Genomic DNA, 26,560 nt, shown 5'->3' with positions numbered 1-26,560 from the left:
TGAGGGACGGACGGTTGCACGAAGGGGCTGCGGCGGGGCGTGGGGCCGGGGGCTCCTACCAGCCGGCGAACTGCTCGTCGGTCCTGACGATCTCCTTGCCGAAGGGCATCAGGGAGACCGGGATCAGCTTGAAGTTCGCGATGCCCAGGGGGATGCCGATGATCGTGATGCACAGCAGGACGCCCGTGGTGATGTGACCGAGCGCCAGCCACCAGCCGGCGAGGATCACCCAGAGCACGTTGCCCACGCAGGACGGTGCGCCCGCGTCCCGGCGGTCGACGACCCGGTGGCCGAAGGGCCACAGGGCGTACAGGCCGATCCGGAAGGCCGCCAGGCCGAACGGGATGCCGATGATCGTGATGCACAGCAGGAGGCCCGCGAGCAGATAGCCGAGGAACATCCAGAAGCCGCACAGGACCAGCCATATGACGTTCAGGATTGTCTTCATGGGCGATGACCTGCCATCTTCTCGAGTCGGGCGATGCGCTCCGCCATCGGCGGGTGGGTCGAGAACATCTTGGACATACCCCGCCCCGCGCGGAAGGGATTGGCGATCATCATGTGACTCGCCGTCTCGATCCGCGGCTCCGGGGGCAGCGGGAGCTGCTGCGTGCCGGTCTCCAGCTTCCGCAGGGCGCCGGCCAGGGCCAGCGGGTCGCCGGTCAGTCTGGCGCCCGAGGCGTCCGCCTCGTACTCCCGGGAGCGGCTGACGGCCAGCTGGATGACGGACGCGGCGAGCGGTCCCAGGATCATGATCAGCAGCATGCCGAGGAGGCCCGGGCCCTCGTCGTCGTTGGAGCGGCCGACCGGTATCAGCCAGGCGAAGTTGACCAGGAACATCACGACGGAGGCCAGGGCGCCGGCGACCGACGAGATCAGGATGTCCCGGTTGTAGACGTGGCTCAGCTCGTGACCGAGGACGCCGCGCAGCTCCCGTTCGTCCAGGAGCCGCAGGATGCCCTCGGTGCAGCAGACCGCCGCGTTGCGCGGGTTGCGGCCGGTCGCGAAGGCGTTGGGGGCCTGGGTCGGGGAGATGTAGAGGCGGGGCATGGGCTGGCGGGCGGACGTGGAGAGCTCGCGGACGATGCGGTAGAGCTGGGGCGCCTCGAACTCGCTCACCGGGCGGGCGCGCATGGCCCGCAGCGCCAGCTTGTCGCTGTTCCAGTACGCGTAGGCGTTGGTGCCCACCGCCACCACGAGGGCGACGATCAGGCCCGTACGTCCGAAGAAGCTGCCGATGACGATGATGAGTGCGGACAGGCCCCCGAGGAGTACGGCGGTTCTCAGCCCGTTGTGCCGGCGGTGCACGGTACGCCCTCCAAATCCTGCAGCAGGGGAACCCTTGCTGGGTCGGGCTCCACTCCCAGTGGAGCCTCCCGTACTGGTCAACGCCAGGCGAGGAGAGCGAGTTCCCTGGTGCGGACGGTCGGACGGCCCGGTCGTCCCGGCCGTGCGCGCGAGGGCGGGCTCTGGGCCGTACGGGTGGAGGGGGCGCGGCGCGCTCAGTGCTGGGCGGGGAGCTTCGCGAGTGCCAGGGCCTCGGGGTCGGGCTCGACCTCGCTGGTGCAGTGGGCGCAGCGGGAGGCGATGGCCGGGATCGGGGTGTAGCAGCGGGGGCAGTCGCGCAGGGCGGCCTTGATGTCGACCGGCTCGTCCGCCTTCTTGGCGGTGAAGCGGTCCTGGACCTTGGCCATCGGCATGACGACGCCGAAGTAGAGGACCGCGGCGGTGATGAGGAAGGCGATCGCGGCGGCGATGAACAGGCCGTACGGGAATTTCACACCGTCGACCGTGAAGTGCGCATTGCTGAAGTCGCCGGTGCCGCGCGTGATGATCCCGATCAGCGGCACGATGAAAGCGTTGCTGAAGCCGGTGACGACCGCGGTGAAGGCGGCTCCGACGGCGAGACCGACCGCCATGGAGATGACGTTTCCGCGCAGGATGAAGTCCTTGAACCCGCTCAGCACTGCTCTGGCTCCTCTGTGGTGATGTGAACGTCGTACCGCGTCGCGCGGCCCCGACCTTGCCCTGTGCGGGCGGCCCGGGGCAAACCGATCTTGCCGCCACTCGAACAGGCGATCGATGTCAGAAGAGGTTGTCGGCGGCGAATCCGAGGACGGTCTGCGGGGCGCCCGACAAGGCGACTCCGGCGGCGGCGGTGAGGACGATCGCCGCGGTCAGGGACGCCGGGACGCGGTGCCGTACGGCGGGCACGGTCTCCTCCGTCTCCTCGGGCGCGCGGAAGAGGGCGGCCGTCCACCGGAGGTAGTAGTACAGCGCGACGACGACGTTGACGGCCATCACGACGGCGAGCCAGCCGAGACCGGCGTCGACGGCGGCGGAGAAGACCGTGACCTTGGCGAACAGGCCGATGATGCCCGGCGGCAGGCCGGCCAGGCAGAGCAGGAAGAAGGCCAGCGCGAGGGCGGCCAGGGGGCGGGTGGCGTACAGGCCGCGGTAGTCGTCGAGGCGGTTGCCGGGGTGGGTACGGGCGACCAGGGCGGCCACCGCGAACGCGCCGAGGTTCACGACGGCGTACATCAGGGCGTACGCGACGGTGGAGCCGATCCGGCGGTCCCCGGCGTACGCGGCGGCGGCTACGGGGACGAGCAGGTACCCGGCCTGGGCGACGGAGGACCAGGCGAGCAGGCGTACGGCGCTGCGCGCGCGGGAGGCGTTCTGGCGCAGCGCGGCGACGTTGCCGACGGTCATCGTGAGCGCGGCGAGGACCGCGAGGGCGGGGCCCCACACGTCCGCGTACGCCGGGAAGGCGACCACGGTGACGAGGATGAGGCCGGAGAAGCCGACCGCCTTGCCGACCACCGAGAGGTAGGCGGCGATGGGCAGGGGGGCGCCGACGTAGGTGTCGGGCACCCAGAAGTGGAAGGGCGCGGCGGCCGTCTTGAAGGCGAAGCCGACGAGGGTCAGGGCGACGCCCGCCCCGGCGAGGGTGGAGAGCCGGGGGTCGACGTGGCCGAGGCGGCCGGCCAGGTCGGTGAGGTGGAGGGTGCCGGTGGCGGCGTACACGAAACTGACGCCCAGGAGCATCACGGCGGTGGCGACGACCGACGACAGGAAGAACTTCAGCGCGGCCTCGGAGGAGCGCCGGTCGCCGCGCTTGATGCCGACGAGGGCGAAGGCGGGCAGCGAGGCGACTTCGAGGGCGATGACCAGGGTGGCGAGGTCCCGGGCCGCGGGCAGCAGCGCGGCACCCGCGGCGGACGACAGCAGCAGGAACCAGAATTCGCCGGCCGGGAGTTTACGGGTGTCGCCGATGGAGAGCAGCGCGGTGAGCAGGGCTCCGCCGAGCACGAGGGCCTGGATGACCAGGGTGAAGTGATCGGCGGTGTAGCTGCAGGCGCGGCTGCCGTCGGTGAGGCAGAAGGTGGAGCGGTCGCCCTCGTGGAGCGGGATGATCAGGGCGAGCGCGGCGACGAGTCCGGCGACGGCCCCGTGGCCGAGGAGCGGTTTGCGGGCCTCGGGGACGAAGAGGTCGGCGACCAGGACGACGAGGGCGACGGCCGCGACGGTGACCGGGGGCGCGATCGCGAGCCAGTCGACTGACTGGACGAGGCTGGTGGTGCTCTCTGCCGCTGTGGTCACGACTTGCCTCCCGCGAGGAGCTTCTGCACGGCCGGGTCGGTGAGGCCGAGGAGGACGGCGGGCCACAGGCCGGCGAGGACGGTGAGGGCCGCGAGGGGGGTCCAGGCGGCGAATTCGTAGCTCTGCACGTCGGCGATGGGCCGCGGTTCGCCGGGGGGCGCACCCATGCAGACGCGGCGGACCACGATCAGGAGGTACGCGGCGGTGAGCAGGGTGCCGAACGCCGCGACGGACATGAACGTCAGGAAGGCGGGCCGGCTCAGCCCCGCGGCCGGGTCGAACGCGCCGAACAGGGCGAGCATCTCGCCCCAGAAGCCGGCCAGGCCGGGCAGGCCGAGGGAGGCGACCGCGGCGAACGCGAGGAGGCCGCCGAGTCGGGGCGCGCGGCCGTAGAGCGCGGCACCGGTGGCCCCGGCGAGGGTGTCGAGGTCGGCGGTGCCGTACCGGTCCTTGACCGCGCCGACCAGGAAGAACAGCAGGCCGGTGATGAGCCCGTGGGCGATGTTGGCGAAGAGCGCGCCGTTGACGCCGGTGGGGGTCATGCTCGCGATACCGAGGAGGACGAAGCCCATGTGGCCGACGGAGGAGTACGCGATGAGCCGCTTCAGGTCGCCCTTGGCGCCGGGCCGGGCGAGGGCCAGGCAGGCGAGCGACCCGTAGACGATCCCGGCGGCGGCGAAGGCCGCGAGGTACGGGGCGAAGGTGTGCATCCCGTCGGGGGCGACCGGGAGCAGGATGCGGACGAACCCGTACGTGCCCATCTTCAGCAGGACGCCCGCGAGGAGCACGGAACCGACGGTCGGGGCGGCGGTGTGGGCGTCGGGCAGCCAGCTGTGCAGCGGCCACATCGGGGTCTTCACGGCGAGCCCGATGCCGATCGCGAGAACGGCGGTGACCTGCACGGACGAGGTGAGCCCGCGGCCGTTGTCAGTGGCGAGTGCCACCATGTCGAAGGTGCCGCTCTTCAGTCCGATGAGGAGCAGGCCCAGCAGCATGACGACCGAGCCGAGCAGTGTGTAGAGGATGAATTTCCAGGCAGCGGCCTGCCTCCCCGCACCGCCCCATCGGGCGATGAGGAAGTACATCGGGATGAGCACCATCTCGAACGCCAGGAAGAACAGGATCAGGTCGAGGACGGCGAAGGTGGCAAGGGTGCCGGACTCCAGGACGAGGACCAGCGCGACGAAGGCCTTCGGGGAGGGGCCGTCGGGGAGCTTGAAGTAGCTGTGGAGCGCGCAGAGGAAGGTCAGCAGCGCGGTCAGTACGAGCAGGGGGAGCGAGATGCCGTCGATGCCGAGGTGGATGCGTACGTCCAGCGCCGGAATCCAGCTGATGTCGGTGCTGGCCTGCATCTTCGACGGGTGGTCGTGGTCGAAGCCGGCGGCCAGCACCAGGGTCGCCAGGAGGATGACCCCGGTGACGGTCACGCCGTGGCGAAGCACGGCCTGGTCGGGGCTGCGGCCCTTCAGCCCGGGCGGGGCGGGGAGCAGGGCGGCGACGGCGCCGATGAGCGGGACGACGACGACGAACGCCAGAAGGAACTGCATCACGGATGCGCTGATATCGATCACGGCTCAGGACCCCGCGTTGACGTTGGCGAAGACGACGGCGGCGACCGCCAGGACCAGGGAACCGGCCAGCAGGGCGCTGAGGTAGGTCTGCACGTTGCCGGTCTGGGCGCGGCGGACGGCGGTGCCGAGCCAGCGTGCGCCGGTGGCGGAGCCGCGTACGTAGGTCTCGACGACCTCGCGGTCCAGGAAGCGGATGAGGCGTGCGGCGGCCTGGACGGGGCGGACGAACAGCGCCGCGTACAGGGCGTCGAGGTGGAAGCCGGTGGCCGCGTGGCGGTGGAGCGGGCCGAGCAGCAGGCGCCCGGGGTCGGCGGGGTCGGGGGCGTCACCGGCCGGGCCGTAGGCGGCGGTGCGGGCCTCGATGGCCTCGATCTCGACGAGGGCCGGTTCCGCGTCGGGGTGGGCGACGACCGAACCCATGGGGACGCGGGCTGCGAGTGCGGTGGTGTGGCGCCAGGCCCCGTAGGTGACCAGGCCGCCGACGAGGCCGACCCCGGTGGACAGGACGGCGGTGGTCAGCGAGGGGACGAGGCGGTGGCCGTCGAACCAGTCGCCGATCACGCCGACGGTCAGCCCGAGGGCGATGGTCGGGACGGCCAGCACCCACAGGACGGCGGTCATGGCGATGGGCTGCCTGCCGTGGTCGGGGGCCTCGGCGCCCCGGCCCCGGAAGGCGAGGAGCCAGAGCCGGGTGGCGTAGGCGGCGGTGAGCACGGCGGCCAGCAGGCCGGCGACGAGGACCGTCCAGCCGGCGGCGGCGGGGGCGACGTGCCGGTCACCGAGCGCGGTGTGCTCGGCGGCGACGAGGACGGCTTCCTTGGAGAAGAAGCCGGCGAACGGGGGGATGGCGGCCAGCGCGAGCAGCGCGACGGTCATCGTCCAGTAGGCGTCCGGGATGCGCCGGGCGAGGCCGCTCATCCGGGACATGGCGGCCAGTGAGTTGGTGCCGGCGGCGTGGATGACGACGCCGGCCGCGAGGAAGAGGACGGCTTTGAAGGCACCGTGCGAGACGAGGTGGAAGACGGCGGCGCCGCGGTCGCCGACGGCCAGGGCGCCGGACATGTAGCCGAGCTGCCCGATGGTCGAGTAGGCGAGGACGCGCTTGATGTCGTCCTGGGCGAGGGCGGCGAGCCCGGATCCGATCATCGTGACGGCCGCCATCACGGCGAGGACGGTGAGGGCGGCGCCGGACGCGGCGAAGACGGGGAGGAGCCGGGCCACGAAGTAGATGCCGGCGGCGACCATCGTCGCCGCGTGGATCAGCGCCGAGACGGGGGTGGGGCCGGCCATGGCGTCGGGCAGCCAGGTGTGCAGGGGGAACTGCGCGGACTTGCCCGCGACCCCGGCCAGGAGCAGGAGCGCGATGAGGGTGGGGTGATCGAGGCCGCCGTGGGCGACGGCGCCCAGGACGCGGGTGATGCGGAAGGAACCGGCGTCGGCGGCGAGCGCGAACAGGCCGATGAGGAAGGGGACGTCGCCGAGCTTGGTGACCAGGAACGCCTTCAGCGATGCGGCGCGCGCCTCGGGCGTCTCCCAGTAGTGGCCGACCAGGAAGTACGAGCAGATGCCCATGACCTCCCAGCCGACCAGGAGCACCATCAGGTCGCCGGAGTAGACGACGAGCAGCATCGCGGAGGTGAAGAGGGAGACGAGCGCCGCGTACGAGGGGTAGCGGGGGTCGTCGCGCAGGTACGCGGTCGAGTAGATCTGCACGCAGCTCGCGACGAGGGCGACCAGCACGGCGACGAGGACGGCGAAGCCGTCGAGGTGCAGTGCGAGGTCGATGGGGACGGAGCCGGTGGGGGTCAGCTGGGTCGCCGCGTCGATGGCCCGGCCGCCGCCCTGGCGCCCGGCGACGACGGCGGCGAGGACGAGCGAGGCGAGGGAGGGCAGGACGGCGAGCGGGCGGACATAGCCGGGCGCGGTGCGGCCGGTGAGCAGACCGGCCGCCGCGCCCAGGAACGGGAGGAGGGGGACGAGGACGGCGAGGGTCGTGGTGGTCACGCGGTGGCCTCTGCCTTCTTTGCCTTCCCTGCCGCAGCAGTGGCCTGGTCTTCGGGGCGGGCGCCGGTGCCCGCGGGGTCGTCGCCCTCGTCGTCGCCGGCCGGGACGGTCTCGGCCTCGTCGGTCTCCGCGGTGTCGCGGAGGCGGTCGACGGCGGAGCTGCCGCGGTTGCGGTACACGGCGAGGACGATCGCCAGGCCGATGCCGATCTCCGCCGCCGCGATGGCGATGGTGAACAGAGTGAGGGCCTGGCCGGAGTGCAGGCGGTCGCGGAGCCAGACGTCGAAGGCGACCAGGTTGAGGTTGACGGCGTTGAGCATCAGCTCGACGGACATCAGGACGAGGATCGCGTTGCGGCGGGCGAGGACTCCGTACAGCCCGGTGCAGAAGAGGAGGGCGGCGAGCACGGCGGGATAGGCGAGGTGCATCAGCGCTTGTCCTCTCGGGGTGCGGCGGCGGAGGCGGGGGCCCCGGACGCGGCGGCCCCGGACGCGGCGGCCCCGGACGCGGCGGCCCCGGACGCGGCGGCCCGGCCCTTGCGGGAGAGGACGATCGCGCCGACCAGGGCGGCGAGCAGCAGGACGGAGAGTGCTTCGAAGGGGAGCACCCAGTTCCGGAAGAGGAAGGAGCCGGTGGCCTTCGTGGAGCCCTGGGCGGGCCCGTCCAGCTCGATCCACGTCGTGCGGAACGCGTCCACGACGACCCAGACGAGGGTGCCGGCCGAGGCGGCGGCCACCGCGAGGGCGGCCCACCGGTTCTCCGAGTCGGCGTCCGGGGAGCGGCCGATCGGGGCCCTCGTGAGCATCAGCCCGAACAGGAGGAGGACGACGACGGAACCCACGTAGATCAGTACCTGCACCCAGGCGATGAACTCCGCCGTGAGCAGGAGGTACTCGACGGCGAGGCCGCCGAGCGCCACGATCAGCCAGAGGGCGGCGTGCACCAGCTGCCTGGTCGTGACGGTCACCAGGGCCGCGCCGAGGGTGGCCACGCCCACGAGGACGAAGGCGATCTCGACGCCGGTCGGGGAGAGGAAGCCGGGGTGGGCGGTCGCGGCCGCCGCGGTGGCGGTGATCACTCCTGTCCCCCCTTGTCCGTCTCGTCCGTCGCGGCGCGTTCCTGCTCCTGCTCCTGCTCCTGCTGGGCACGGAGTTTGTCGGCCGTCTTGCGGGCGGCGGCGATCTCCTTCGGCTCCTCGGCGCGCGGGTCGAGGGCGGGCGGCTCCGGAACCGTCCACATCCACTCGCGGAGCTTGTCGCGCTCATGGGTGAGGTCGAGGATGTCCGTCTCCGCGTACTCGAACTCCGGCGACCAGAACAGCGCGTCGAACGGGCACACCTCGATGCAGATGCCGCAGTACATGCAGAGCGAGAAGTCGATCGCGAAGCGGTCCAGCACGTTGCGGCTGCGTTCGCGGCCGCCCGGCACCGCGGCGGGCACCGTCTCCTTGTGCGAGTCGATGTAGATGCACCAGTCGGGGCACTCACGGGCGCAGAGCATGCAGACGGTGCAGTTCTCCTCGAACAGCGCGATGACGCCGCGGGAGCGGGGCGGGAGTTCGGGCTGCACGTCCGGGTACTGGGCGGTGACGGTCTTCCTCGTCATCGTCCGCAGGGTGACGGCGAGGCCCTTGGCCAGACCTGAGCCGGGGATCGGGGGCACTAGTTGATCGCCACCTTCACGATGCCGGTGAGCGCGATCTGCGCGAGAGCGAGCGGGATGAGAGTGGTCCAGGCGAGCTTCTGCAGCTGGTCCTCGCGCAGGCGCGGGTAGCTCACGCGCAGCCAGATCACGACGAACGCCAGGATGCCGGTCTTCAGCAGGGTCCAGACCCAGCCGAGTCCGTCGGCGCCCAGCGGGCCGTGCCAGCCGCCGAGGAACAGCACGGTGGTCAGTCCGCACAGCACGACGATGCCGGCGTACTCGGCGAGCAGGAACAGCGCGAAGCGGAGGCCGGTGTACTCGGTGTACGCGCCGAAGATGATCTCCGAGTCGGCGACCGGCATGTCGAACGGCGGGCGCTGGAGTTCGGCGAGTCCCGCCACGAAGAAGACCAGGGCGCCGATGATCTGCCAGGGCAGCCACCACCACTCGAACGCGTCGAGGATGCCGGGCAGCGACACCGTGCCGGCCGCCATCGCCACCGAGGCGGCGGCGAGCAGCATCGGCAGCTCGTACGCGAGCAGCTGGGCGGCGGTGCGGAGGCCGCCGAGCAGGGAGAACTTGTTGGCCGACGCCCAGCCGGCCATCAGCGAGCCGAGTACGCCCACGCCCATCACCGCGAGCACGAAGAAGATCCCCGCGTCGATGACCTGGCCGACCGCGCCTTCCCCCGGGCCGACCGGGATCGCGACGAGCACGAGCAGGTACGGGAGCAGGGCGACGGCCGGCGCGAGGCGGAAGACCTTGCGGTCGGCGCCGGCGGGGACGATGTCCTCCTTCTGCGCGAACTTCACGCCGTCGGCGACGAGCTGGGCCCAGCCGTGGAAACCGCCGGCGTACATGGGGCCCAGGCGGCCCTGCATGTGGGCCATCACCTTGTGCTCGGTCTGGCCGACCACGAGGGGGAGGACCATGAAGACGGCGAAGACGACGACGATGCGGAGGGCGACGTCCAGTGCGTCGTTCACTCGGGATCGCCTCCGTTGTCGGGGGTGGGGTCGTCGGGCGTGGGTTCGGCGTGGGCGTCGTCGGGGGTGGGGGTGTCGCTGCGCTGGGCCTCTCGCCCGCCCGCCCCTTCTCGAACGGGGGGCTCCGCCCCCGTGCTCCCGCTCCTCAAAGGCCGGAGGGGCTGAGAGGACCGGGCGTCCGGCTCGTCGAACGTGGGGCGTGCGTTGTGCCACGGCGCGTCCGACGCCGAGGGCTCAGCCGATGTCGAGGGCTCAGCCGACGCCGAAGGCCCGGCCGACGCCGAGGGCCCCGCCGACGCCCCCTCCTCCGGTGCCGAAGGCGCCTCCCGCTGGCTCGCCGAGCCCTGGGACGCGCTGCGGCTGCGGCGCGGGCGGGCCGCAGGGGCGGCGCCCGGGGTCGCCTCGGCCGCCGTGCGGGTACGACGCGGCGCAGCGGCCTGCTCCGCCGGAGTACCCGGCGCCTCCGGAGTACCCGGCGCCTCCGGAGTACCCGGCGCCTCCGGAGTACCCGGCGCCTCCGGAGTACCCGGCGCCTCCGGAGAACCCGGCGCCTCCGGAGAACCCGGCGCCTCCGGAGAACCCGGCGCCTCCGGAGAACCCGGCGCCTCCGGAGAACCCGGTGCCTCCGGCGTCGTCGGCGTCGCCTCCCCCGCCGTCCGGGTGCGACGCGGCGGGCGGTCGCCCGCAGCCCTCGCCGCCCGCGCCGGGCGGGCCGGGGCAGGCGGGAGCTGGCCCTTGAGGGGGCCCCACTCGTTCGGGTCCGGGACGCCCGGGGGGAGCATGGTGCGGCGCTTCGGGCCGCCGTGCTCCGACTCGCCCGGTTCCTTCGCGCCCGGCCAGGCCTTCGCCACGCGGGCGGCCAGGACGAAGTCCTTGCGCAGGGGGTGGCCCTCGAAGCCCTCGGGCAGGAGCAGGGGGACGAGGTGCGGGTGACCCTCGAAGCCGACGCCGAACATCTCGTGCGTCTCGCGTTCGTGCCAGGCGGCGCCCGCGTACACGCCGATCGCCGTCGGCAGTAGCGGCGCCTCGTGCGGCACCGTCGTGCGGAGCAGCAGCCGCCGGACGCCGGCCCCCGCCCCGGACCCGGCCTCCGGCAGGGCTGCCACGTGCGCGCAGACGCGGAAACCCGTGCCCGGCTCGTCCACCGCGCTCAGCCAGTCGAAGTAGGTGCAGCCGAGGGCGTCGCGCGCGGTTTCCAGGGCGGTGATCCAGGCGGTGGGCGGGACGTCGACCGTCAGCAGGTCGTACGCCTGCTCCGCCGTGGCGTCCTCGCCGAAGATCTCGGTGACGGCGTCCGGAAGCCGGTCGTAAGCGGCGGAGGCGGTCACTTCTCCTCGCCCTCCCCCACGGCCGGCGGCGGTGTCACCAGGCCGCTGCGCAGCGCCGCCGTCGACGGGCGGGCGCCCGCGGCCGTGGCGTAACGCTCGCCCAGCGACTCGCGCGCGATCTTCTCCTGGAGCTTCAGGATGCCCTGGAGCAGCGCCTCGGGGCGGGGCGGGCAGCCGGGGACGTAGACGTCGACCGGGATGATCTGGTCGACGCCCTTCGTCACGGAGTACGAGTCCCAGTACGGGCCGCCGCAGTTGGAGCAGGCGCCGAAGGAGATGACGTACTTGGGCTCGGGCATCTGCTCGTACAGGCGCTTCACCGCGGGGGCCATCTTGTCCGTCACGGTGCCGGAGACGATCATGAGGTCGGCCTGGCGCGGGCCCGGGGCGAAGGGGATGACGCCGAGCCGGATGAAGTCGTGGCGCGCCATGGAGGCGGCGATGAATTCGATGGCGCAGCAGGCGAGTCCGAAGTTGAAGACCCAGAGGCTGTAGCGGCGGCCCCAGTTCAGGACCACCTTCATCGGTTCCGGGGCGAGCCGGGACAGGACGCCCAGGCGCTTCGGTTCCGGGAGGAACGTGGGTACGGCGGCGGGTTCGTCCCCCGCGCCGGCGGACGACGGGCTCGTCACGTCCATTCGAGGACGCCCTTCTTCCATGCGTAGAGCAGTCCCACGGCCAGGAAACCGAGGAAGATGAACATTTCCACCAGCGTCGTCGCGCCGTATCCCGGCGCCGCGAAGACGGTCGCCCAGGGGAACAGGAAGATCGAGTCGACGGCGAAGATCACGTACAGGAAGGCGTAGACGTAGTACCGGACCTGGGTGTGGGCCCAGCCCTCGCCGACGGGGTCCACGCCGCACTCGTACGTGAGGAGCTTCTCCGGCGTCGGGACCACGGGGCGCAGCAGCCGGCCGGCTCCGAAGGCGACCGCGACGAACAGGACGCCGATCACGGCGAGCAGTCCGACGACCGAGTAGCCGTGGAAGTAGTCCGACGACGCGAGCACGGTCCGCGCCGGAGTCGATGCCGCACCAGGAAGGTCCGTCACGTCGGCCACGTCCGCCCCTCGCTCCCTCACCCGTTCGACGATCTGTACGCACGGGAGTCTAGGCCCTGTAAAGGACGGGTAAGCAGTTGCGTCGGGCAACGGACGGGGAACGAGGGGGCGCGGGTGGGGATATCCCTACTTCGTCTCACCCACGGGCCCCATGGCATCCGCAGGTCGTGCCCGGCAGGCTGGTCGTATGACCATGAACTCCCAGGTGCCCCCCGACGACGGGCCGCCTCCCGTCCGCTTCGCCTTCGGCCGGTGGACGTGGAAGGAGGTCGCGCACCTCCTGGCCAACCTGCCGATGGCGATCGTCGGATTCGTTTACACGGTGGCGATGATCGCCATCGGGGTGGGCCTCGCGGTCACCGTGATCGGTCTGCCGCTGCTCGCCGCCGGGCTCCAGGGTTCCCGGCTGATCGGGCGGGCCGAGCGGGGCCGGGCCCGGAAGCTGCTGGGGGTCCGGGTCGAGGAGCCGAGCCCGGTGGGCCGGGGCCGCCGGGAGAACGGGTTCTTCGCCTGGCTGTGGACCGCCCTGCGCGACCCGGTCGCCTGGCGGGCGACGCTGTACTCGTTCGTACGTCTGCCGTGGGGCATCCTCACCTTCACCGTGACGCTCGTCTGCCTCGTCGTGTGGCCGGCGCTCCCCTATGCGGCGCGGCTCATGGCCAACGCGGACCGGGGCATGGTGCGCGGGCTGCTCTCCCCCTCCGACGACCTCGAACGCCGCATCGCCGAACTGGAGTCCGACCGGGGCGTGGTCGTGGACACGGCCGCCGCCGACCTGCGCCGCATCGAGCGCGATCTGCACGACGGGGCCCAGGCCCGGCTCGTCGCCCTCGCGATGGGGCTCGGCCTGGCCAAGGAGCGGCTGACGGACGATCCGGAGGCCGCGGCCCGCATGGTGGAGGAGGCGCACGGCGAGGTGAAGGTCGCGCTCCAGGAGCTGCGCGACCTGGCCCGGGGCATCCACCCGGCCGTCCTCACCGACCGCGGCCTGGACGCGGCGCTGTCCGCCATCGCCTCCCGCTGCACCGTGCCCGTCACCGTGCGGGTGGATCTTCCGGGGCGGCCGGCGCAGGCCATCGAGGGCATCGCGTACTTCACCGTCTCCGAACTCCTCCAGAACGTCAGCAAGCACAGCGGGGCCCGTACGGCGTCCGTCGACGTGTGGCGCTCGGACGACCGGCTGCTCATCCGGGTCGGCGACGACGGGCGGGGCGGGGCCTCGATGGACGGCGGTACGGGGATGGCGGGGCTCGCGGAGCGGCTGGGCGCCGTCGACGGCGTCTTCGTACTCGATTCCCCCGCCGGCGGCCCGACGACCGTCACCGCCGAGCTGCCCTGGCGCGGCCGGGAGACCGAGAAGAGCGCGGCCGGGGCGCGCAGCGCGTAGAGGGGGTGGGGAAAACCCCCGCTCCGAGACGGAGACCGCCCTCATGGTGCGGCGGCTGCGCGCCCCGCACTCTTGAAGCACGGAACGCACGCAACTCTTGAAGTACGGAACGCACGCACATTCACGGACGCGGCAGAAGAACGGACGGAACCCCATGGCCACGGCATACGGACCGGACACACGGGACCCCCAGCGGACGGGAAGCGGACTCGGCGCCCGGCCCGCGACACGGCACGTCCTGCCGGCCGCGCTGCGGGCGCCCCTGGAGGGCAGGACCTGGCGCGAGTTCTGCTATCTGCTGCTGAGCCTGCCGATCAGCATCGTGCTGTTCACCTTCGCGATCACCATGGTCTCGCTGGGCGCGGGGCTGCTCGTCACCTTCCTGGGCATCCCGGTGCTGGCCGCCGGGCTGGTCATGTGCCGGGGCTTCGGGACGCTGGAGCGGACCCGGGCGCGCACCCTGCTGCGGGTGGACGTGGCCGATCCGGTACCGGCGCGCGGCCGGACCGGCGGGCTGATGTCCTGGATCGGCGCGGTCCTGAAGAGCGGGGTGTCCTGGCGCCACCTGCTGTACGCGCTGCTGCACCTCCCGTGGGCGGTCTTCGCCTTCTGCGTCGCGCTGACCCTCCAGGCATGGGGCTGGGCGGCCCTCACCTACCCGCTGTGGTTCTGGGCCGTCCCCTCGCACACGGGCGTCTCGGGCATCCAGCTGTACGGGGACACCCAGCACGAGGTGTACCTGGACTCGGCCCCCGACCTGGCCCTGACCGCCGTCCTGGGCCTGGGCATCGTCCTGCTGTCGCCGTGGGTGATCCGGGGCCTGGCGACCGTGGACCGGCTGATGGTGACCGGGCTGCTGAGCCCGTCCCGGCTGGCGGAGCGCGTCACGGAGCTGGAGTCCGACCGGGGTGTCGTGGTGGACACGGCCGCCGCGGACCTGCGCCGCATCGAGCGCGATCTGCACGACGGGGCGCAGGCCCGGCTCGTCGCCCTCGCCATGGACCTGGGCCTCGCGAAGGAGAAGCTGACCGCCGACCCGGAGGCCGCCGCGCGCATGGTGGAGGAGGCGCACGGCGAGGTGAAGGTCGCGCTCCAGGAGCTGCGCGACCTGGCCCGGGGCATCCACCCGGCCGTCCTCACCGACCGCGGCCTGGACGCGGCACTGTCCGCCATCGCCTCCCGCTGCACCGTCCCGGTCACCGTCGAGGTGGACCTGGCCTCGCGGCCGGCGCAGGCCATCGAGGGCATCGCGTACTTCACCGTCTCCGAACTCCTCCAGAACGTCAGCAAGCACTCCGGCGCCACCCGCGCCTCGGTCGACGTGTGGCGCACGGAGAACCGGCTGCTGCTCCAGGTGACCGACGACGGGCACGGCGGCGCCGACCCGGCGGCGGGCAGCGGGCTGGCCGGGCTGACCGAGCGGCTGGACGCCGTGGACGGGGTCCTGGTCGTCGACTCGCCGGTGGGCGGCCCGACGAGGATCACCGCGGAGCTGCCCTGGCGCGGCTGACCGGAGATCCACGGCACGGCAGACGTACCGCCCCGGAGGGAACCGCCCTCCGGGGCGCCTTCAACCCCGCGCACGCTCGCGACGTCCATGCCGTTACTGGGATGCTGGACGGCGTACGGGTCATGCCAGCAAGCGAGCAGCGGGGGAAACAGCGTCGTGGTGGAGGACAGGGTGCGCGTGGTCATCGCCGAGGATTCGGTACTGCTCCGGGAGGGACTGACCCGGTTGCTGACCGATCTGGGGCACGACGTCGTCGCGGGCGTCGGGGACGCGGAGGCGCTGATCAAGACGATCGGCGACCTGGCCGGGCAGGACGCGCTGCCGGACGTGGTGGTCGCGGACGTACGGATGCCGCCGACCCACACCGACGAGGGCGTCCGGGCGGCGGTGCGGCTGCGCCGGGACTACCCGGGGATCGGGGTGCTGGTCCTGTCGCAGTACGTGGAGGAGCAGTACGCCACCGAGCTGCTGGCCGGGTCCAGCCGGGGTGTCGGGTATCTGCTGAAGGACCGGGTCGCCGAGGTCCGGGAGTTCGTGGACGCCGTGGTCCGGGTGGCGCAGGGCGGGACCGCGCTGGACCCCGAGGTGGTGGCGCAGCTGCTGGGCCGCAGCCGGAAGCAGGACGTGCTGGCCGGGCTGACGCCGCGTGAGCGCGAGGTGCTGGGCCTGATGGCGGAGGGGCGTACGAACTCCGCGGTGGCCAAGCAGCTCGTGGTGAGCGACGGGGCGGTCGAGAAGCACGTCAGCAACATCTTCCAGAAGCTGGGTCTCGCCCCGAGCGAGGGCGACCACCGGCGGGTGCTGGCGGTGCTGACGTATCTGAACTCCTGACACCGGGGACCTGATCGGCAGGACGCCACCAGTCGTGTCCGGGTGTGTCTCCAGCGCGGGTCCGACGGGGAACCGGGCGGCTGGGGAATCATGACGGAACAGGGCCGGAAAACGTCTCAGCATCCGGAATCACGGCGTCTCAAAATGCCGTCCATCATGTGATCGGCCGGAGGAAGGCGACCCTTACGGACGTAGGGTGGGCGGGGACCTCCGGCGGGCCGGACGGTTCCGCGCCGCTGTCCGAGGGAGGTCCAGTAATTGACGTCCTCCCCCAGCTGAAGCAGGGGGATTCCTGGCTCACGTTGCCTGCGGATCAGCGACCCGACAGGTCTTCCACGATCAGCACCAGCCGGGTTGAGACCAGCCCGGGTTCGTACAGCAAAGCTTGGAGGTGCATGTGCTGTCTTGGTTCTCGATCAGCACGGTGTACGCGTTTGGTTCTCGCGACGCACAGCGCGCAGCCTACCCGACCGAAGCAACGGCCTTTCGCCCTCGGGGTGAAAGGCCTTTCCCCGTCCTGCTCCGCAGGAGTCCGGTTCTTCCCCGGCCCGAAGGCCGGGGCATCCTCGGAGGTATCCGGTGACCAGCCAGGTCAGTAGCCCAGCCGAGCAGGCCGACGAGGCGCTCGTAGGGGGCCAGCGTGCCCCCCGGTCCGCAGCCGCGGGGACCGGCGGGAAGGAAGTCCGCCGTCTGGACCGGGTGATCATCCGCTTCGCGGGTGACTCGGGCGACGGCATGCAGCTCACGGGTGACCGGTTCACCTCGGAGACGGCTTCCTTCGGGAACGACCTCTCCACGCTGCCGAACTTCCCCGCCGAGATCCGCGCCCCCGCGGGCACCCTGCCGGGCGTCTCGTCGTTCCAGCTGCACTTCGCCGACCACGACATCCTGACCCCGGGCGACGCGCCGAACGTGCTGGTCGCGATGAACCCGGCGGCGCTGAGGGCGAACATCGCCGATGTGCCGCGCGGGGCCGAGATCATCGTGAACACCGACGAGTTCACCAAGCGGCCGATGGCGAAGGTGGGGTACGAAACCAACCCGCTGGAGGACGGCTCGCTTCAGGCGTACAACGTCCACCCGGTGCCGCTGACCACGCTCACGATCGAGGCGCTGAAGGAGTTCGGGCTCTCCCGCAAGGAGGCCGAGCGCTCCAAGAACATGTTCGCGCTCGGGCTGCTGTCCTGGATGTACCACCGCCCGACCGAGGGCACCGAGGCGTTCCTGCGGGCCAAGTTCGCCAAGAAGCCGCAGATCGCCGAGGCGAACGTGGCGGCCTTCCGGGCCGGCTGGAACTTCGGCGAGACGACGGAGGACTTCGCCGTCAGCTACGAGGTCGCCCCGGCCTCGCAGGCCTTCCCCACCGGCACCTACCGCAACATCTCGGGGAACCTCGCCCTGTCCTACGGCCTGATCGCCGCCGGCCGCCAGGCGGACCTGCCGGTCTACCTCGGCTCGTACCCGATCACCCCGGCCTCGGACATCCTGCACGAGCTGAGCCGGCACAAGAACTTCGGCGTGCGCACCTTCCAGGCCGAGGACGAGATCGCGGGCATCGGGGCCGCGCTGGGCGCCGCGTTCGGCGGGGCGCTCGCCGTGACGACGACGTCCGGGCCCGGTGTGGCGCTGAAGTCGGAGACCATCGGCCTGGCGGTCTCCCTCGAACTGCCGCTGCTCATCATCGACATCCAGCGCGGCGGCCCCTCCACCGGGCTGCCCACCAAGACCGAGCAGGCCGACCTGCTCCAGGCGATGTACGGGCGCAACGGCGAGGCCCCGGTGCCGATCGTGGCCCCGCGCACCCCGGCCGACTGCTTCGACGCGGCGCTGGAGGCGGCCCGGATCGCCCTGACCTACCGCACCCCGGTCTTCCTGCTCTCCGACGGCTACCTGGCCAACGGCTCCGAGCCCTGGCGCATCCCCGAGCTCGACCGGCTCCCGGACCTGCGCGTCCGGTTCGCCGCCGGCCCGAACCACGAACTGGCCGACGGCACCGAGGTGTTCTGGCCGTACAAACGCGACCCGCAGACGCTGGCCCGGCCGTGGGCGGTCCCCGGCACACCCGGCCTCGAACACCGCATCGGCGGCATCGAGAAGCAGGACGGCACCGGCAACATCTCGTACGACCCCGCCAACCACGACTTCATGGTCCGCACCCGCCAGGCCAAGGTGGACGGCATCGAGGTCCCGGACGTGGAGGTCGACGACCCGGCAGGCGCGCGCACGCTCGTGCTGGGCTGGGGCTCGACGTACGGGCCGATCACCGCGGCCGTCCGCCGGCTGCGCGCCTCCGGACGCTCCATCGCCCAGGCCCACCTGCGCCACATCAACCCGTTCCCGCGGAATCTCGGCGAGGTCCTGAAGCGTTACGACAAGGTGGTCGTGCCCGAGATGAACCTCGGGCAGCTGGCCATGCTCATCCGCGCCAAGTACCTGGTGGACGCGCACAGTTACAACCAGGTCAACGGCATGCCGTTCAAGGCCGAGCAGCTCGCGGCAGCTCTTGAGGAGGCCATCGATGCCTGAGACGAACGAACTGCTCCAGCTGGTGCCCAAGGCCGAGGCGAAGCAGTCCATGAAGGACTTCAAGTCCGACCAGGAGGTGCGCTGGTGCCCCGGCTGCGGTGACTACGCGGTCCTCGCCGCCGTGCAGGGCTTCATGCCCGACCTCGGTCTGGCGAAGGAGAACATCGTCTTCATCTCCGGCATCGGCTGCTCCTCCCGGTTCCCGTACTACATGAACACCTACGGGATGCACTCGATCCACGGCCGCGCCCCGTCCATCGCGACCGGCCTGGCCACCTCGCGGCGGGACCTGTCGGTCTGGGTCGTCACCGGCGACGGCGACGCGCTGTCCATCGGCGGCAACCACCTGATCCACGCGCTGCGCCGCAACGTGAACCTGAAGATCCTGCTGTTCAACAACCGGATCTACGGGCTCACCAAGGGCCAGTACTCCCCCACCTCCGAGGTCGGCAAGATCACCAAGTCGACACCGATGGGCTCGCTGGACGCGCCCTTCAACCCGGTGTCGCTGGCGATCGGCGCGGAGGCGTCCTTCGTCGCCCGTACCGTCGACTCCGACCGCAAGCACCTCACGAGCGTGCTGCGGGCCGCCGCCGACCACCCGGGCACGGCGCTGGTGGAGATCTACCAGAACTGCAACATCTTCAACGACGGCGCCTTCGAGGTCCTGAAGGACAAGGACCGGGCCCAGGAGGCCGTGATCCGCCTGGAGCACGGGCAGCCCATCGTCTTCGGTGCGGACGGTGCGAAGGGTGTCGTACGGGACTCGCTGACCGGCGACCTGAAGGTGGTCGCGGTCACCGAGGAGAACAGGTCGCAGATCCTCGTCCACGACGCGCACGCCCCCAGCCCGACGACGGCGTTCGCGCTGTCGCGGCTCGCCGACGCGGACACCCTGCACCACACCCCGATCGGAGTGCTGCGCAGCGTGGAGCGCCCGGTGTACGACACGCTGATGGCCGACCAGCTGGACAGGGCCGTTGAGCGGAACGGCAAGGGCGACCTGGCCGCGCTGCTCGCCGGTAACGACAACTGGACGGTGGTCGGCTAGCCGCCGCCCCGGGCGTACGCAGCGCCGGCCGCACCCGTGCACGACGGGGGCGGCCGGCGCTTCGCGTACGGGGTCACCGGTCCGCGCGGCCCTCCTTGCGGCTGTCGTACGCCGCGCGCGCCTCGCCCACCGCGTCCAGGCTCCGCTCCGACCAGCGCGCCAGGGCCCACACCTGCTCGGCGACCTCGCGGCCCAGCGCGGTGAGCGAGTAGTCGACGCGGGGCGGGATCACCGGCTTGGCGTCCCGGTGCACGAAGCCGTCGCGCTCCAGGGTCTGGAGCGTCTGGGCCAGCATCTTCTCGCTGACCCCGCCGACCTCGCGGCGCAGTTCGCTGAACCGGTACGAACGCTCCAGCAGGGCGGCGAGCACGAGGACGCCCCAGCGGCTGGTGACGTGTTCGAGGACGCTCCGGGACGGGCACATCGGCTGCCGCACATCGGGCCCGCCGCCCAGGGCGACCAGGTTGCTCACGCTCATACCAGTACCTTACTTCAAAGTGGGCACTTACGAATAGTTAGTACCCCCTTTAGGGTGAGTGGGAGAACGCCCGAGCATGACCGCATGAACCCGGATCGCGGCCGTCCGAGCCTGCCGGAACATGCGCCCCCACCGAGGAGAAACCCCATGAGCATCGTCGTCACCGGAGCCACCGGAGAGCTCGGCCGCCTGGTCGTCGAGCAGCTGCTGACCACCGTCCCGGCGGACGGGATCGTCGCCGCGGTCCGCGACAAGGAGAAGGCGGCCGCTCTGGCGGCACGCGGGGTGGAGCTCCGGATCGCCGACTACGACGACCCGGCGACGCTGGCCGGGGCCTTCCGCGCCGGCGACCGGGTGCTGCTCATCTCCGGCAGCGAGGTGGGCAGCCGCGTCCCGCAGCACACGGCGGTCATCGACGCGGCCAAGGCGGCCGGCGTGGCGCAGCTGGCGTACACCGGCGTCCTGGGCGGCCCGGACGCGGACTTCGTGCTCGCCGACGAGCACAAGGAGACCGAGCGGCTGATCCTGGCCTCCGGCCTGCCCCACACCTTCCTGCGCAACGGCTGGTACACGGAGAACTACACGGCGAACCTGGCGCCGGTCCTGGCGCACGGCGCGGTCGTGGCCAATGCGGGCGAGGGCAGGATCGCCTCCGCGACCCGCGCCGACTACGCGGCCGCCGCGGCGGCGGTCCTGACGGGCGAGGGCCACCTCGGCAAGGCGTACGAGCTGAGCGGCGACACCGCCTGGTCGCTCGCGGAATACGCGGCGCAGGTGTCGCGCGCCTCGGGCAAGGAGATCGTCCACAAGGACGTGCCGGGCGCGGTGCACCAGGAGATCCTGGTCGGCGCCGGGCTCCCCGAGGGCCTCGCGGCGATCCTGGTCGACGTGGACGAGGCGATCCGGCGCGGCCGGCTGGCCGGCACGAGCGGCGATCTGGCCCGGCTGATCGGCCGCCCGACGACGCCGATGGCCGAGACGGTCGAGGCCGCGGTCGCCGCCCTGTAGGACCTTCCGGGCACGGACCCTTCCCTCCGGACCCCGACGGTCCGGTGTCATGACCGTCTGGCGATACGGCTATGACACCGGGCCCGGTCGGCGCTACCGTCATCTGGTTGGCCGTCGTACGACAGACACCCACCAGGAGGGCCCGTGCAGGGAACGAATGACCAGCGGGCCGGACTCCTCTCCGGGTTCGCCGCCTACGGCATGTGGGGCGTCGTCCCGCTGTTCTGGCCGCTGCTGAAGCCGGCCGGGGCGCTCGAGATCCTGGCCCACCGCATGGTGTGGTCGCTCGGCGTGGTGGCGGTCCTGCTGCTCGTCCTGCGCCGCTGGTCCTGGATCGGCCCGCTGCTGCGGCAACCGCGCAAGCTGGGGCTGCTCACCGTGGCGGCGGCGGTGATCACCGTCAACTGGGGGCTGTACATCTGGGCCGTGAACAACGGCCACGTCGTCGAGGCGTCGCTCGGCTACTTCATCAACCCGCTGGTCACCATCGCCATGGGCGTCCTGCTCCTGGGCGAACGGCTGCGCCCGGCCCAGTGGGCGGCGGTCGCCACCGGCGTCGCGGCGGTGCTCGTGCTGGCCATCGGCTACGGGAAGCCGCCGTGGATCTCACTGATCCTGGCGTTCTCCTTCGCGACGTACGGCCTGATCAAGAAGAAGGTCGACATGGGCGGCCTGGAATCGCTCACCGCCGAGACCGCCGTCCTCTTCGTGCCCGCGCTCGGCTATCTGCTCTGGCTGGGCGCCCGCGGCGAGTCCACCTTCACCTCCGACGGCGCCGGACACGTGGCGCTGCTCGCGGCGACCGGCGTCGTCACGGCCGTGCCGCTGATCCTGTTCGGGGCCGCCGCGATCCGCGTACCGCTGTCGACGCTCGGCCTGCTGCAGTACCTGGCCCCGGTCTTCCAGTTCCTGCTCGGGATCGTGTACTTCCACGAGGAGATGCCGCCGGAGCGGTGGGCCGGTTTCGGTCTGGTGTGGGCGGCGCTCGCCGTGCTGACGTGGGACGCGCTGCGGACGTCGCACCGCACGAGGGCGCAGGCACAGGCGGCCCGGCTGGCGGCGACGGCGACGGCCGCACCGGCCGGTGCGGCCCGGACGGAGACCTCTTCAAGCGCAACCTAGTTGCTTTTTTAACTTGGTTACGTTTTCCTGGAGGCCCACCGGACCGGATCCAGGAGTAACCATGCACGCCTCCGCGCCCCCGCTTCCCGTTCTCGTCGTCGGCTCAGGACCCACCGGACTGATCCTGGCCATCGACCTCGCCCGCCGGGGCGTCGGCGTCCGGATCATCGACAAGTCCGCCGAGTTCCCGCGCACGTCCCGCGCGAAGGGCCCCAACCCGCGCTCGCTCGAAGTCCTGGAGGACCTCGGGGTCCTCGACGAGGCGCTGGCCGCCGGAGCCGCCCCGCTGCCGATGCGCAAGTACCGGGGCGGGATCGCCATCGCCGACGCCGATCCCTTCGCGGACCAGCGGCCCACGCCGGACGCGCCGTACGACCGGCCGCACATGATGGCCCAGTGGCGCCTGGAGGAGGTGCTGCGGGCCCGGCTCGCGGAGTACGGCGTACGGGTCGAACTCGGCGCCGAGCTCGTGGGCCTGGCCGAGGGTGAGGCCTCCGTGACCGCCACGCTCGCCGGCGGCGACCGGATCGAGGCGTCGTACGTGGCCGGCTGCGACGGCGGCCACAGTGCGGTGCGCAAGCTGCTCGGCATCCCCTTCGAGGGCAGGACCGACGAGACCCAGCTGATGGTGTGCGGGGACGTCGAGGTGGAAGGGCTGGACCGCGGGTTCTGGCACCAGTGGTTCGACGAGGACGGCGCCGTGATGCTCTGCCCGATCCCCGGCACCCGGTCGGGCTGGTGGTTCCAGGCCGGGCCCGAGCGGGACGCCGCGGGCGCCCCCGTGGCACCGTCGCTCGACGGCTTCCGGCGGCTTTTCGCCAAGCACACGGGCCTGCCGGGCGACCGTCTCACCGAGGCGACGCTGCTCTCCACGTACCGGGTCAACGAGCGCATGGCCGCGCGCTACCGGGTGGGCCGGGTCCTCCTCGCCGGGGACGCGGCGCACGTGCACTCCATCGCGGGCGGCCTCGGCATGAACACCGGCATCCAGGACGCGTACAACCTGGGCTGGAAGCTCGCCCGGGTCGCCGCCGGGCTCGCCGGACCCGCCCTGCTCGACACCTACGAGGAGGAACGGCTGCCGGTCGCCGCCGAGGTCCTGGACATCAGCGCGGAACGGCTGCGGGCCACCATGGAGGCGATCAAGAAGCCCGGCGGCGGCCTCGACTCGGCGGTCGGCCCGGGCACCAACGGCCTGGGCAGCGGCTACCGCTGGAGCTCGCTCGCCGCCTCCCCGCTCACCACCCCCCTTCTGCGCGCGGGCGACCGGGCGCCGGACGCGCCCTGCCTGGACGCGACGACCGGCGAGCCCCGCCGCCTCTTCGAGGTCTTCGCCGGACCGCACTTCACCCTCCTCGGCTTCGGCGCGGGGACGGCCGGGGCGCTGCGGGACGCGGCCGCGGCGCACGGCGAGGACCTGCGGGCGTACGGGGTGGGCGCCGGCGGCCCGTCCGGGCTGACCGACCACGCGGGACACGCGCGTGCGGCGTACGGCATCGGGCCGGACGACGAGCTGCTGGTCCTCGTCCGGCCCGACAGCCACGTGGGGCTGATCACCGAAGCGGACGACGTGAAGGCGGTCACCGCGTATCTGGACGGAGCCGACGCCTGAGCGGGACCGACGCCCGACCGGAGCCGACGCCCGACCGGAGCCGACGCCCGACCGGAGCCGACGCCCGACCGGAGCCGACGCCCGACCGGAGCCGACGCCCGACCGGGACCGGAATTTTGAGCGGAATCCCTTATTCCGGGACAGAATGCCGCTCATGACCCTTGAGTGGAAAGTCGTCATCGACGCCGCCGACCCGCACGCGCAGGCCGGCTTCTGGTCCCGGGCCCTCGGCTACGAGATCGAGGACAACAGCCCCCTGGTCGAACACCTCCTGGGCCTCGGGGCCGTACCGGAAGAGGTCACGACGACGGCCCACGGCCGCCGCGCCTGGCTCGACCTGGCGGCGGTACGCCACCCGGACGACCCGTACGACGAGCAGAGCGGCGCCGGGCGCGGCCGCCGCATCCTCTTCCAGCGCGTCCCCGAACCGAAGACGGTGAAGAACCGCCTCCACCTCGACCTCCACGCGGGCCCGGACCGCCGCGAGGCCGAGGTGGCCCGACTGGAGGGCCTGGGCGCGAAGGTCGAGCGCGAGGTGGCGGAGCAGGGCGGGAAGTGGACGGTCCTCACGGACCCGGAGGGCAACGAATTCTGCGTGGAGTAGGACGCGGGCGGGGCGGGGCGGCCGTGGCCGTACCCGTCCCGCTCCGGGGCTGCACCAGCCCCGGAGAGACTTACGGACCTTGACCACGGCGACGCAGGTCGCGAGGGTGCGACCACCCGTGGGAAGCGGGCCTTCCAAGGGAGACCCGCATGAGCGAACGACACACGAGCGTGCCCGATCTCCGGGCGCACACAGGGCACGGCGTCGGCCCGGTCGCCCGCCTTCGCGCACCCTTTCAGCCCGCGTGCTCCTTGAGGAACGCCCCCGCGTGAGCCGCCGCCTCCTCCTTCGTCGGGAACGGGCACGCCGCGTCGTCGGCCGCGCTGTGCGTGCCGTCGGCGCCCCGGCCCGACCAGCACCAGCCCCCCGGCGCCTCCTGCCAGCTCAACTCGGCCCGGCCGCCGAACAGTTCCAGCGCGCTCACCTCCCGCCGCTTCCCCACCGCGTCCGGCCACTTCTTGCGGGCGCCCTGCCGGGTGATCCCCCAGGCCGCGCCCAGCCGCTCGTAGTTCGCGCCGTAGGAGCCGGCCGTCCGGGCGGCTATCGCCGTCAGGCGCTTGACCTCCTCGTCCACCACTTTCCAGGCGGCCAGGACGGACAGCGACACCTCCACCGGGTCCGCCGCCCACATCCGGTCCGGCGGCAGTCCCGTCGCGCGCGCCTGCAGCGACGCGGCCACCGGGTTCAGCGCCTCCAGGAGCGCCGCGTCCAGCGCCACCCGTTCCGCGTCCGGTTCCGCCATCGCGTTCTTGCTCTCAGGATTCCCCATAGCTCGTAACTTTAGTTGTCTTCATCGCTCTCGACAACCTTTGTTGTCGAATTTCCTGCTCAATACCTCACGTCCCCGCCCCGCCACAACTCCGGCCGGGCTCCGGAACCGAACACCTACGCTTGCCGCCATGCCCCTCCCACCCGCATATGCCCTCGTCGCCACCGACCTGGACGGCACCCTGCTGCGCGGCGACGACACCGTCAGCCCCCGCACCCGCGCCGCGCTCGCCCTCTCCCGCGCGGCAGGCGCCCGCCACCTCGTCGTCACCGGGCGGCCGGTGCCCGGAGTGCGGGAGCTGCTGGACGGGCTCGGGTACGAAGGGCTCGCCGTCTGCGGGCAGGGCACGCAGGTGTACGACGCCGGGGCCCGACGTACCGTCCGGGCGGTCACGCTCGACCGGGAGGCGGCCGACGCGGCGCTCGGGAAGATCGAGGCGCAGGTGGGCCAGGTCTTCGCGGCCGTCGACCAGGACGGGGCCGACGGGCGCACGCTCATCGAGCCCGGCTACCGGCTGCCGCACCCCGCGCTGCCCGCGCAACGGACCCGGCACCGGGACGAGCTGTGGGCCGAGCCCGTGATCAAGGTGCTCATCCGGCACCCCGAGCTGAGCGACGAGGCGCTGACCGCCGAGGCCCGGGCGGTGGTCGGGGACCTCGCCACCGTGACCCACTCCGGGCCGGGGACCGTCGAGCTCCAGCCGTACGGCATCGACAAGGGCGCCGGAATCGCGCTCGCCGCCGAGGAGCTGGGCGTGGACCCGGGCGCGTCGATCGCCTTCGGGGACATGCCCAACGACCTGCCGATGTTCCGCAGCTGCGGCTACGGCGTGGCCATGGGCAACGCCCACCCGGAACTGCGCGCGGCGGCCGACGAGGTGACGCTGTCCAACGAGGAGGACGGGATAGCGGTGGTCCTTGAACGCCTCTTCGGCCGGCACTCCAGCCGTAGATCGTCATAGCACCGGCAACCGGACGGTCGGGCAAGCCGGTCGGCGTCGGTAAACTGGGCGTTCGGCACCGGACGAGGGGCGGCGAGCGTGGACTACGGTGACAAGCTCTTCTGGCTCTCGGTCCTGATCCAGCGGAGGTACGCGCAGATCTGCGCCGAGTACGACCTGACCTCCTTGCAGGCCACGCTGTTGTGCGCGGTCAAGGACGAGCCGCGACAGATGGCGTACCTCACCACCGCGCTCGGCATGACCAAGAACGCGTTGAGCCAGCTCGTGGATCGCACCGAACGGCGCCACCTGGTCAGCCGCGCGAGTTCGGAGCAGGACCGGCGGGTCACCATGCTCAGCGTGACGCCCACGGGGAAGGTGCTCGCCGAGGCGGTGTTCGCCGAGACCACCAGGCGCCTGCCCGACGTCGCGGAGAACCTCGACGCCGATGACCGGCGCGACCTCGAACGCCTGGCCACCGCCATCGTGAACGCGTCGGGCGTCTCGGCGTCCACCTCGTCCTGAC

At 72.1% G+C, this 26,560-nt stretch carries 26 protein-coding genes; 11 read left to right on the top strand and 15 right to left on the bottom strand.

Going from position 1 to position 26,560, the window contains the following annotated elements:
• Positions 1-55 precede the first annotated feature (55 nt).
• The 13 genes from ABZ564_RS00360 to ABZ564_RS00300 all read right to left on the bottom strand — a co-directional run bounded on the left by ABZ564_RS00360 (position 56) and on the right by ABZ564_RS00300 (position 12,196).
• Positions 56-448 (bottom strand): YccF domain-containing protein, encoded by a 393-nt coding sequence (locus tag ABZ564_RS00360; protein ID WP_360847105.1) that lies wholly within the window; start codon positions 446-448, stop codon positions 56-58.
• Complete coding sequence (gene htpX / locus ABZ564_RS00355) at positions 445-1,308, bottom strand: zinc metalloprotease HtpX (RefSeq protein WP_360847103.1); 864 nt, start codon at positions 1,306-1,308, stop codon at positions 445-447. Before htpX ends, ABZ564_RS00360 begins: the two co-directional genes overlap by 4 nt.
• Positions 1,309-1,502: 194 nt before the next feature.
• Complete coding sequence (gene mscL / locus ABZ564_RS00350) at positions 1,503-1,967, bottom strand: large conductance mechanosensitive channel protein MscL (protein ID WP_360847101.1); 465 nt, start codon at positions 1,965-1,967, stop codon at positions 1,503-1,505.
• Positions 1,968-2,085: 118 nt separating this feature from the next.
• Entirely contained in the window at positions 2,086-3,603 is a 1,518-nt protein-coding gene (locus ABZ564_RS00345) for an NADH-quinone oxidoreductase subunit N (protein WP_360847099.1), read from the bottom strand.
• Positions 3,600-5,150: an NADH-quinone oxidoreductase subunit M gene (locus tag ABZ564_RS00340; RefSeq protein WP_360847661.1), complete on the bottom strand. Its 1,551-nt coding sequence runs from the start codon at positions 5,148-5,150 to the stop codon at positions 3,600-3,602. The genes ABZ564_RS00345 and ABZ564_RS00340 overlap by 4 nt, the downstream gene beginning before the upstream one ends.
• Positions 5,151-5,177: 27 nt before the next feature.
• Positions 5,178-7,178, bottom strand: a complete 2,001-nt coding sequence (locus ABZ564_RS00335; RefSeq protein WP_360847097.1) for an NADH-quinone oxidoreductase subunit L — start codon at positions 7,176-7,178, stop codon at positions 5,178-5,180.
• Complete coding sequence (nuoK, locus tag ABZ564_RS00330; RefSeq protein WP_360847094.1) at positions 7,175-7,606, bottom strand: NADH-quinone oxidoreductase subunit NuoK; 432 nt, start codon at positions 7,604-7,606, stop codon at positions 7,175-7,177. The genes ABZ564_RS00335 and nuoK overlap by 4 nt, the downstream gene beginning before the upstream one ends.
• Positions 7,606-8,253 (bottom strand): NADH-quinone oxidoreductase subunit J, encoded by a 648-nt coding sequence (locus ABZ564_RS00325; RefSeq protein WP_360847658.1) that lies wholly within the window; start codon positions 8,251-8,253, stop codon positions 7,606-7,608. Before ABZ564_RS00325 ends, nuoK begins: the two co-directional genes overlap by 1 nt.
• Positions 8,253-8,840, bottom strand: a complete 588-nt coding sequence (locus ABZ564_RS00320; RefSeq protein ID WP_360847091.1) for an NADH-quinone oxidoreductase subunit I — start codon at positions 8,838-8,840, stop codon at positions 8,253-8,255. Before ABZ564_RS00320 ends, ABZ564_RS00325 begins: the two co-directional genes overlap by 1 nt.
• A complete protein-coding gene (locus ABZ564_RS00315; protein WP_360847088.1) occupies positions 8,840-9,808 on the bottom strand; it encodes a complex I subunit 1 family protein in 969 nt (322 codons plus the stop codon). Before ABZ564_RS00315 ends, ABZ564_RS00320 begins: the two co-directional genes overlap by 1 nt.
• Positions 9,805-11,136 carry an NADH-quinone oxidoreductase subunit C gene (locus ABZ564_RS00310; RefSeq protein WP_360847085.1) on the bottom strand — a complete coding sequence of 444 codons (1,332 nt, stop codon included), beginning with the start codon at positions 11,134-11,136 and terminating at the stop codon, positions 9,805-9,807. Before ABZ564_RS00310 ends, ABZ564_RS00315 begins: the two co-directional genes overlap by 4 nt.
• Positions 11,133-11,774: an NADH-quinone oxidoreductase subunit B family protein gene (locus ABZ564_RS00305; RefSeq protein ID WP_360847081.1), complete on the bottom strand. Its 642-nt coding sequence runs from the start codon at positions 11,772-11,774 to the stop codon at positions 11,133-11,135. The genes ABZ564_RS00310 and ABZ564_RS00305 overlap by 4 nt, the downstream gene beginning before the upstream one ends.
• Positions 11,765-12,196 (bottom strand): NADH-quinone oxidoreductase subunit A, encoded by a 432-nt coding sequence (locus ABZ564_RS00300; RefSeq protein ID WP_360847078.1) that lies wholly within the window; start codon positions 12,194-12,196, stop codon positions 11,765-11,767. The genes ABZ564_RS00305 and ABZ564_RS00300 overlap by 10 nt, the downstream gene beginning before the upstream one ends.
• A gap of 187 nt (positions 12,197-12,383) precedes the next feature.
• On the opposite strand from ABZ564_RS00300, the gene ABZ564_RS00295 reads away from it, so the two are divergent.
• From ABZ564_RS00295 to ABZ564_RS00275, 5 genes are all read left to right on the top strand, one after another.
• Positions 12,384-13,583, top strand: coding sequence for a sensor domain-containing protein (locus tag ABZ564_RS00295; RefSeq protein ID WP_360847075.1), 1,200 nt, complete (start codon positions 12,384-12,386; stop codon positions 13,581-13,583).
• 154 nt (positions 13,584-13,737) lie between these two features.
• Positions 13,738-15,093 carry a sensor domain-containing protein gene (locus tag ABZ564_RS00290; protein WP_360847072.1) on the top strand — a complete coding sequence of 452 codons (1,356 nt, stop codon included), beginning with the start codon at positions 13,738-13,740 and terminating at the stop codon, positions 15,091-15,093.
• 171 nt (positions 15,094-15,264) lie between these two features.
• Positions 15,265-15,924, top strand: coding sequence for a response regulator transcription factor (locus ABZ564_RS00285; RefSeq protein WP_026171285.1), 660 nt, complete (start codon positions 15,265-15,267; stop codon positions 15,922-15,924).
• Positions 15,925-16,503: 579 nt separating this feature from the next.
• The gene (locus ABZ564_RS00280; protein ID WP_360847069.1) at positions 16,504-18,450 is read left to right on the top strand and encodes a 2-oxoacid:acceptor oxidoreductase subunit alpha; all 1,947 of its coding nucleotides are present in this window, start codon (positions 16,504-16,506) and stop codon (positions 18,448-18,450) included.
• The gene (locus tag ABZ564_RS00275) at positions 18,443-19,501 is read left to right on the top strand and encodes a 2-oxoacid:ferredoxin oxidoreductase subunit beta (protein ID WP_360847066.1); all 1,059 of its coding nucleotides are present in this window, start codon (positions 18,443-18,445) and stop codon (positions 19,499-19,501) included. The genes ABZ564_RS00280 and ABZ564_RS00275 overlap by 8 nt, the downstream gene beginning before the upstream one ends.
• A 73-nt stretch (positions 19,502-19,574) precedes the next feature.
• On the opposite strand, the gene ABZ564_RS00270 is transcribed toward ABZ564_RS00275, so the two are convergent.
• Entirely contained in the window at positions 19,575-19,979 is a 405-nt protein-coding gene (locus ABZ564_RS00270; protein ID WP_360847064.1) for a helix-turn-helix domain-containing protein, read from the bottom strand.
• Positions 19,980-20,126: 147 nt separating this feature from the next.
• Here ABZ564_RS00270 and ABZ564_RS00265 point away from each other — a divergent pair, with 147 nt between their 5' ends.
• From ABZ564_RS00265 to ABZ564_RS00250, 4 genes are all read left to right on the top strand, one after another.
• On the top strand, positions 20,127-20,987 hold the full coding sequence (locus ABZ564_RS00265; RefSeq protein ID WP_360847061.1) for an SDR family oxidoreductase: 861 nt from the start codon (positions 20,127-20,129) through the stop codon (positions 20,985-20,987).
• 144 nt (positions 20,988-21,131) lie between these two features.
• Positions 21,132-22,109, top strand: coding sequence for an EamA family transporter RarD (gene rarD, locus ABZ564_RS00260; RefSeq protein ID WP_360847058.1), 978 nt, complete (start codon positions 21,132-21,134; stop codon positions 22,107-22,109).
• Between the two features lie 61 nt (positions 22,110-22,170).
• Positions 22,171-23,721 (top strand): FAD-dependent monooxygenase, encoded by a 1,551-nt coding sequence (locus ABZ564_RS00255; protein ID WP_360847055.1) that lies wholly within the window; start codon positions 22,171-22,173, stop codon positions 23,719-23,721.
• A gap of 145 nt (positions 23,722-23,866) precedes the next feature.
• A complete protein-coding gene (locus tag ABZ564_RS00250) occupies positions 23,867-24,325 on the top strand; it encodes a VOC family protein (protein ID WP_360847052.1) in 459 nt (152 codons plus the stop codon).
• 235 nt (positions 24,326-24,560) lie between these two features.
• On the opposite strand, the gene ABZ564_RS00245 is transcribed toward ABZ564_RS00250, so the two are convergent.
• The gene (locus ABZ564_RS00245; protein WP_360847049.1) at positions 24,561-25,094 is read right to left on the bottom strand and encodes a hypothetical protein; all 534 of its coding nucleotides are present in this window, start codon (positions 25,092-25,094) and stop codon (positions 24,561-24,563) included.
• Positions 25,095-25,224: 130 nt separating this feature from the next.
• Here ABZ564_RS00245 and ABZ564_RS00240 point away from each other — a divergent pair, with 130 nt between their 5' ends.
• Positions 25,225-26,055, top strand: coding sequence for an HAD family hydrolase (locus tag ABZ564_RS00240; protein WP_360847046.1), 831 nt, complete (start codon positions 25,225-25,227; stop codon positions 26,053-26,055).
• 78 nt (positions 26,056-26,133) lie between these two features.
• A complete protein-coding gene (locus tag ABZ564_RS00235; protein ID WP_360847043.1) occupies positions 26,134-26,559 on the top strand; it encodes a MarR family transcriptional regulator in 426 nt (141 codons plus the stop codon).
• The last annotated feature ends 1 nt before the right edge of the window (position 26,560 follow it).

The organism is Streptomyces sp. NPDC019224 (genome assembly GCF_040632605.1).
Classification (GTDB): domain Bacteria; phylum Actinomycetota; class Actinomycetes; order Streptomycetales; family Streptomycetaceae; genus Streptomyces.
This window is presented reverse-complemented; position numbering and strand designations above follow the sequence as displayed.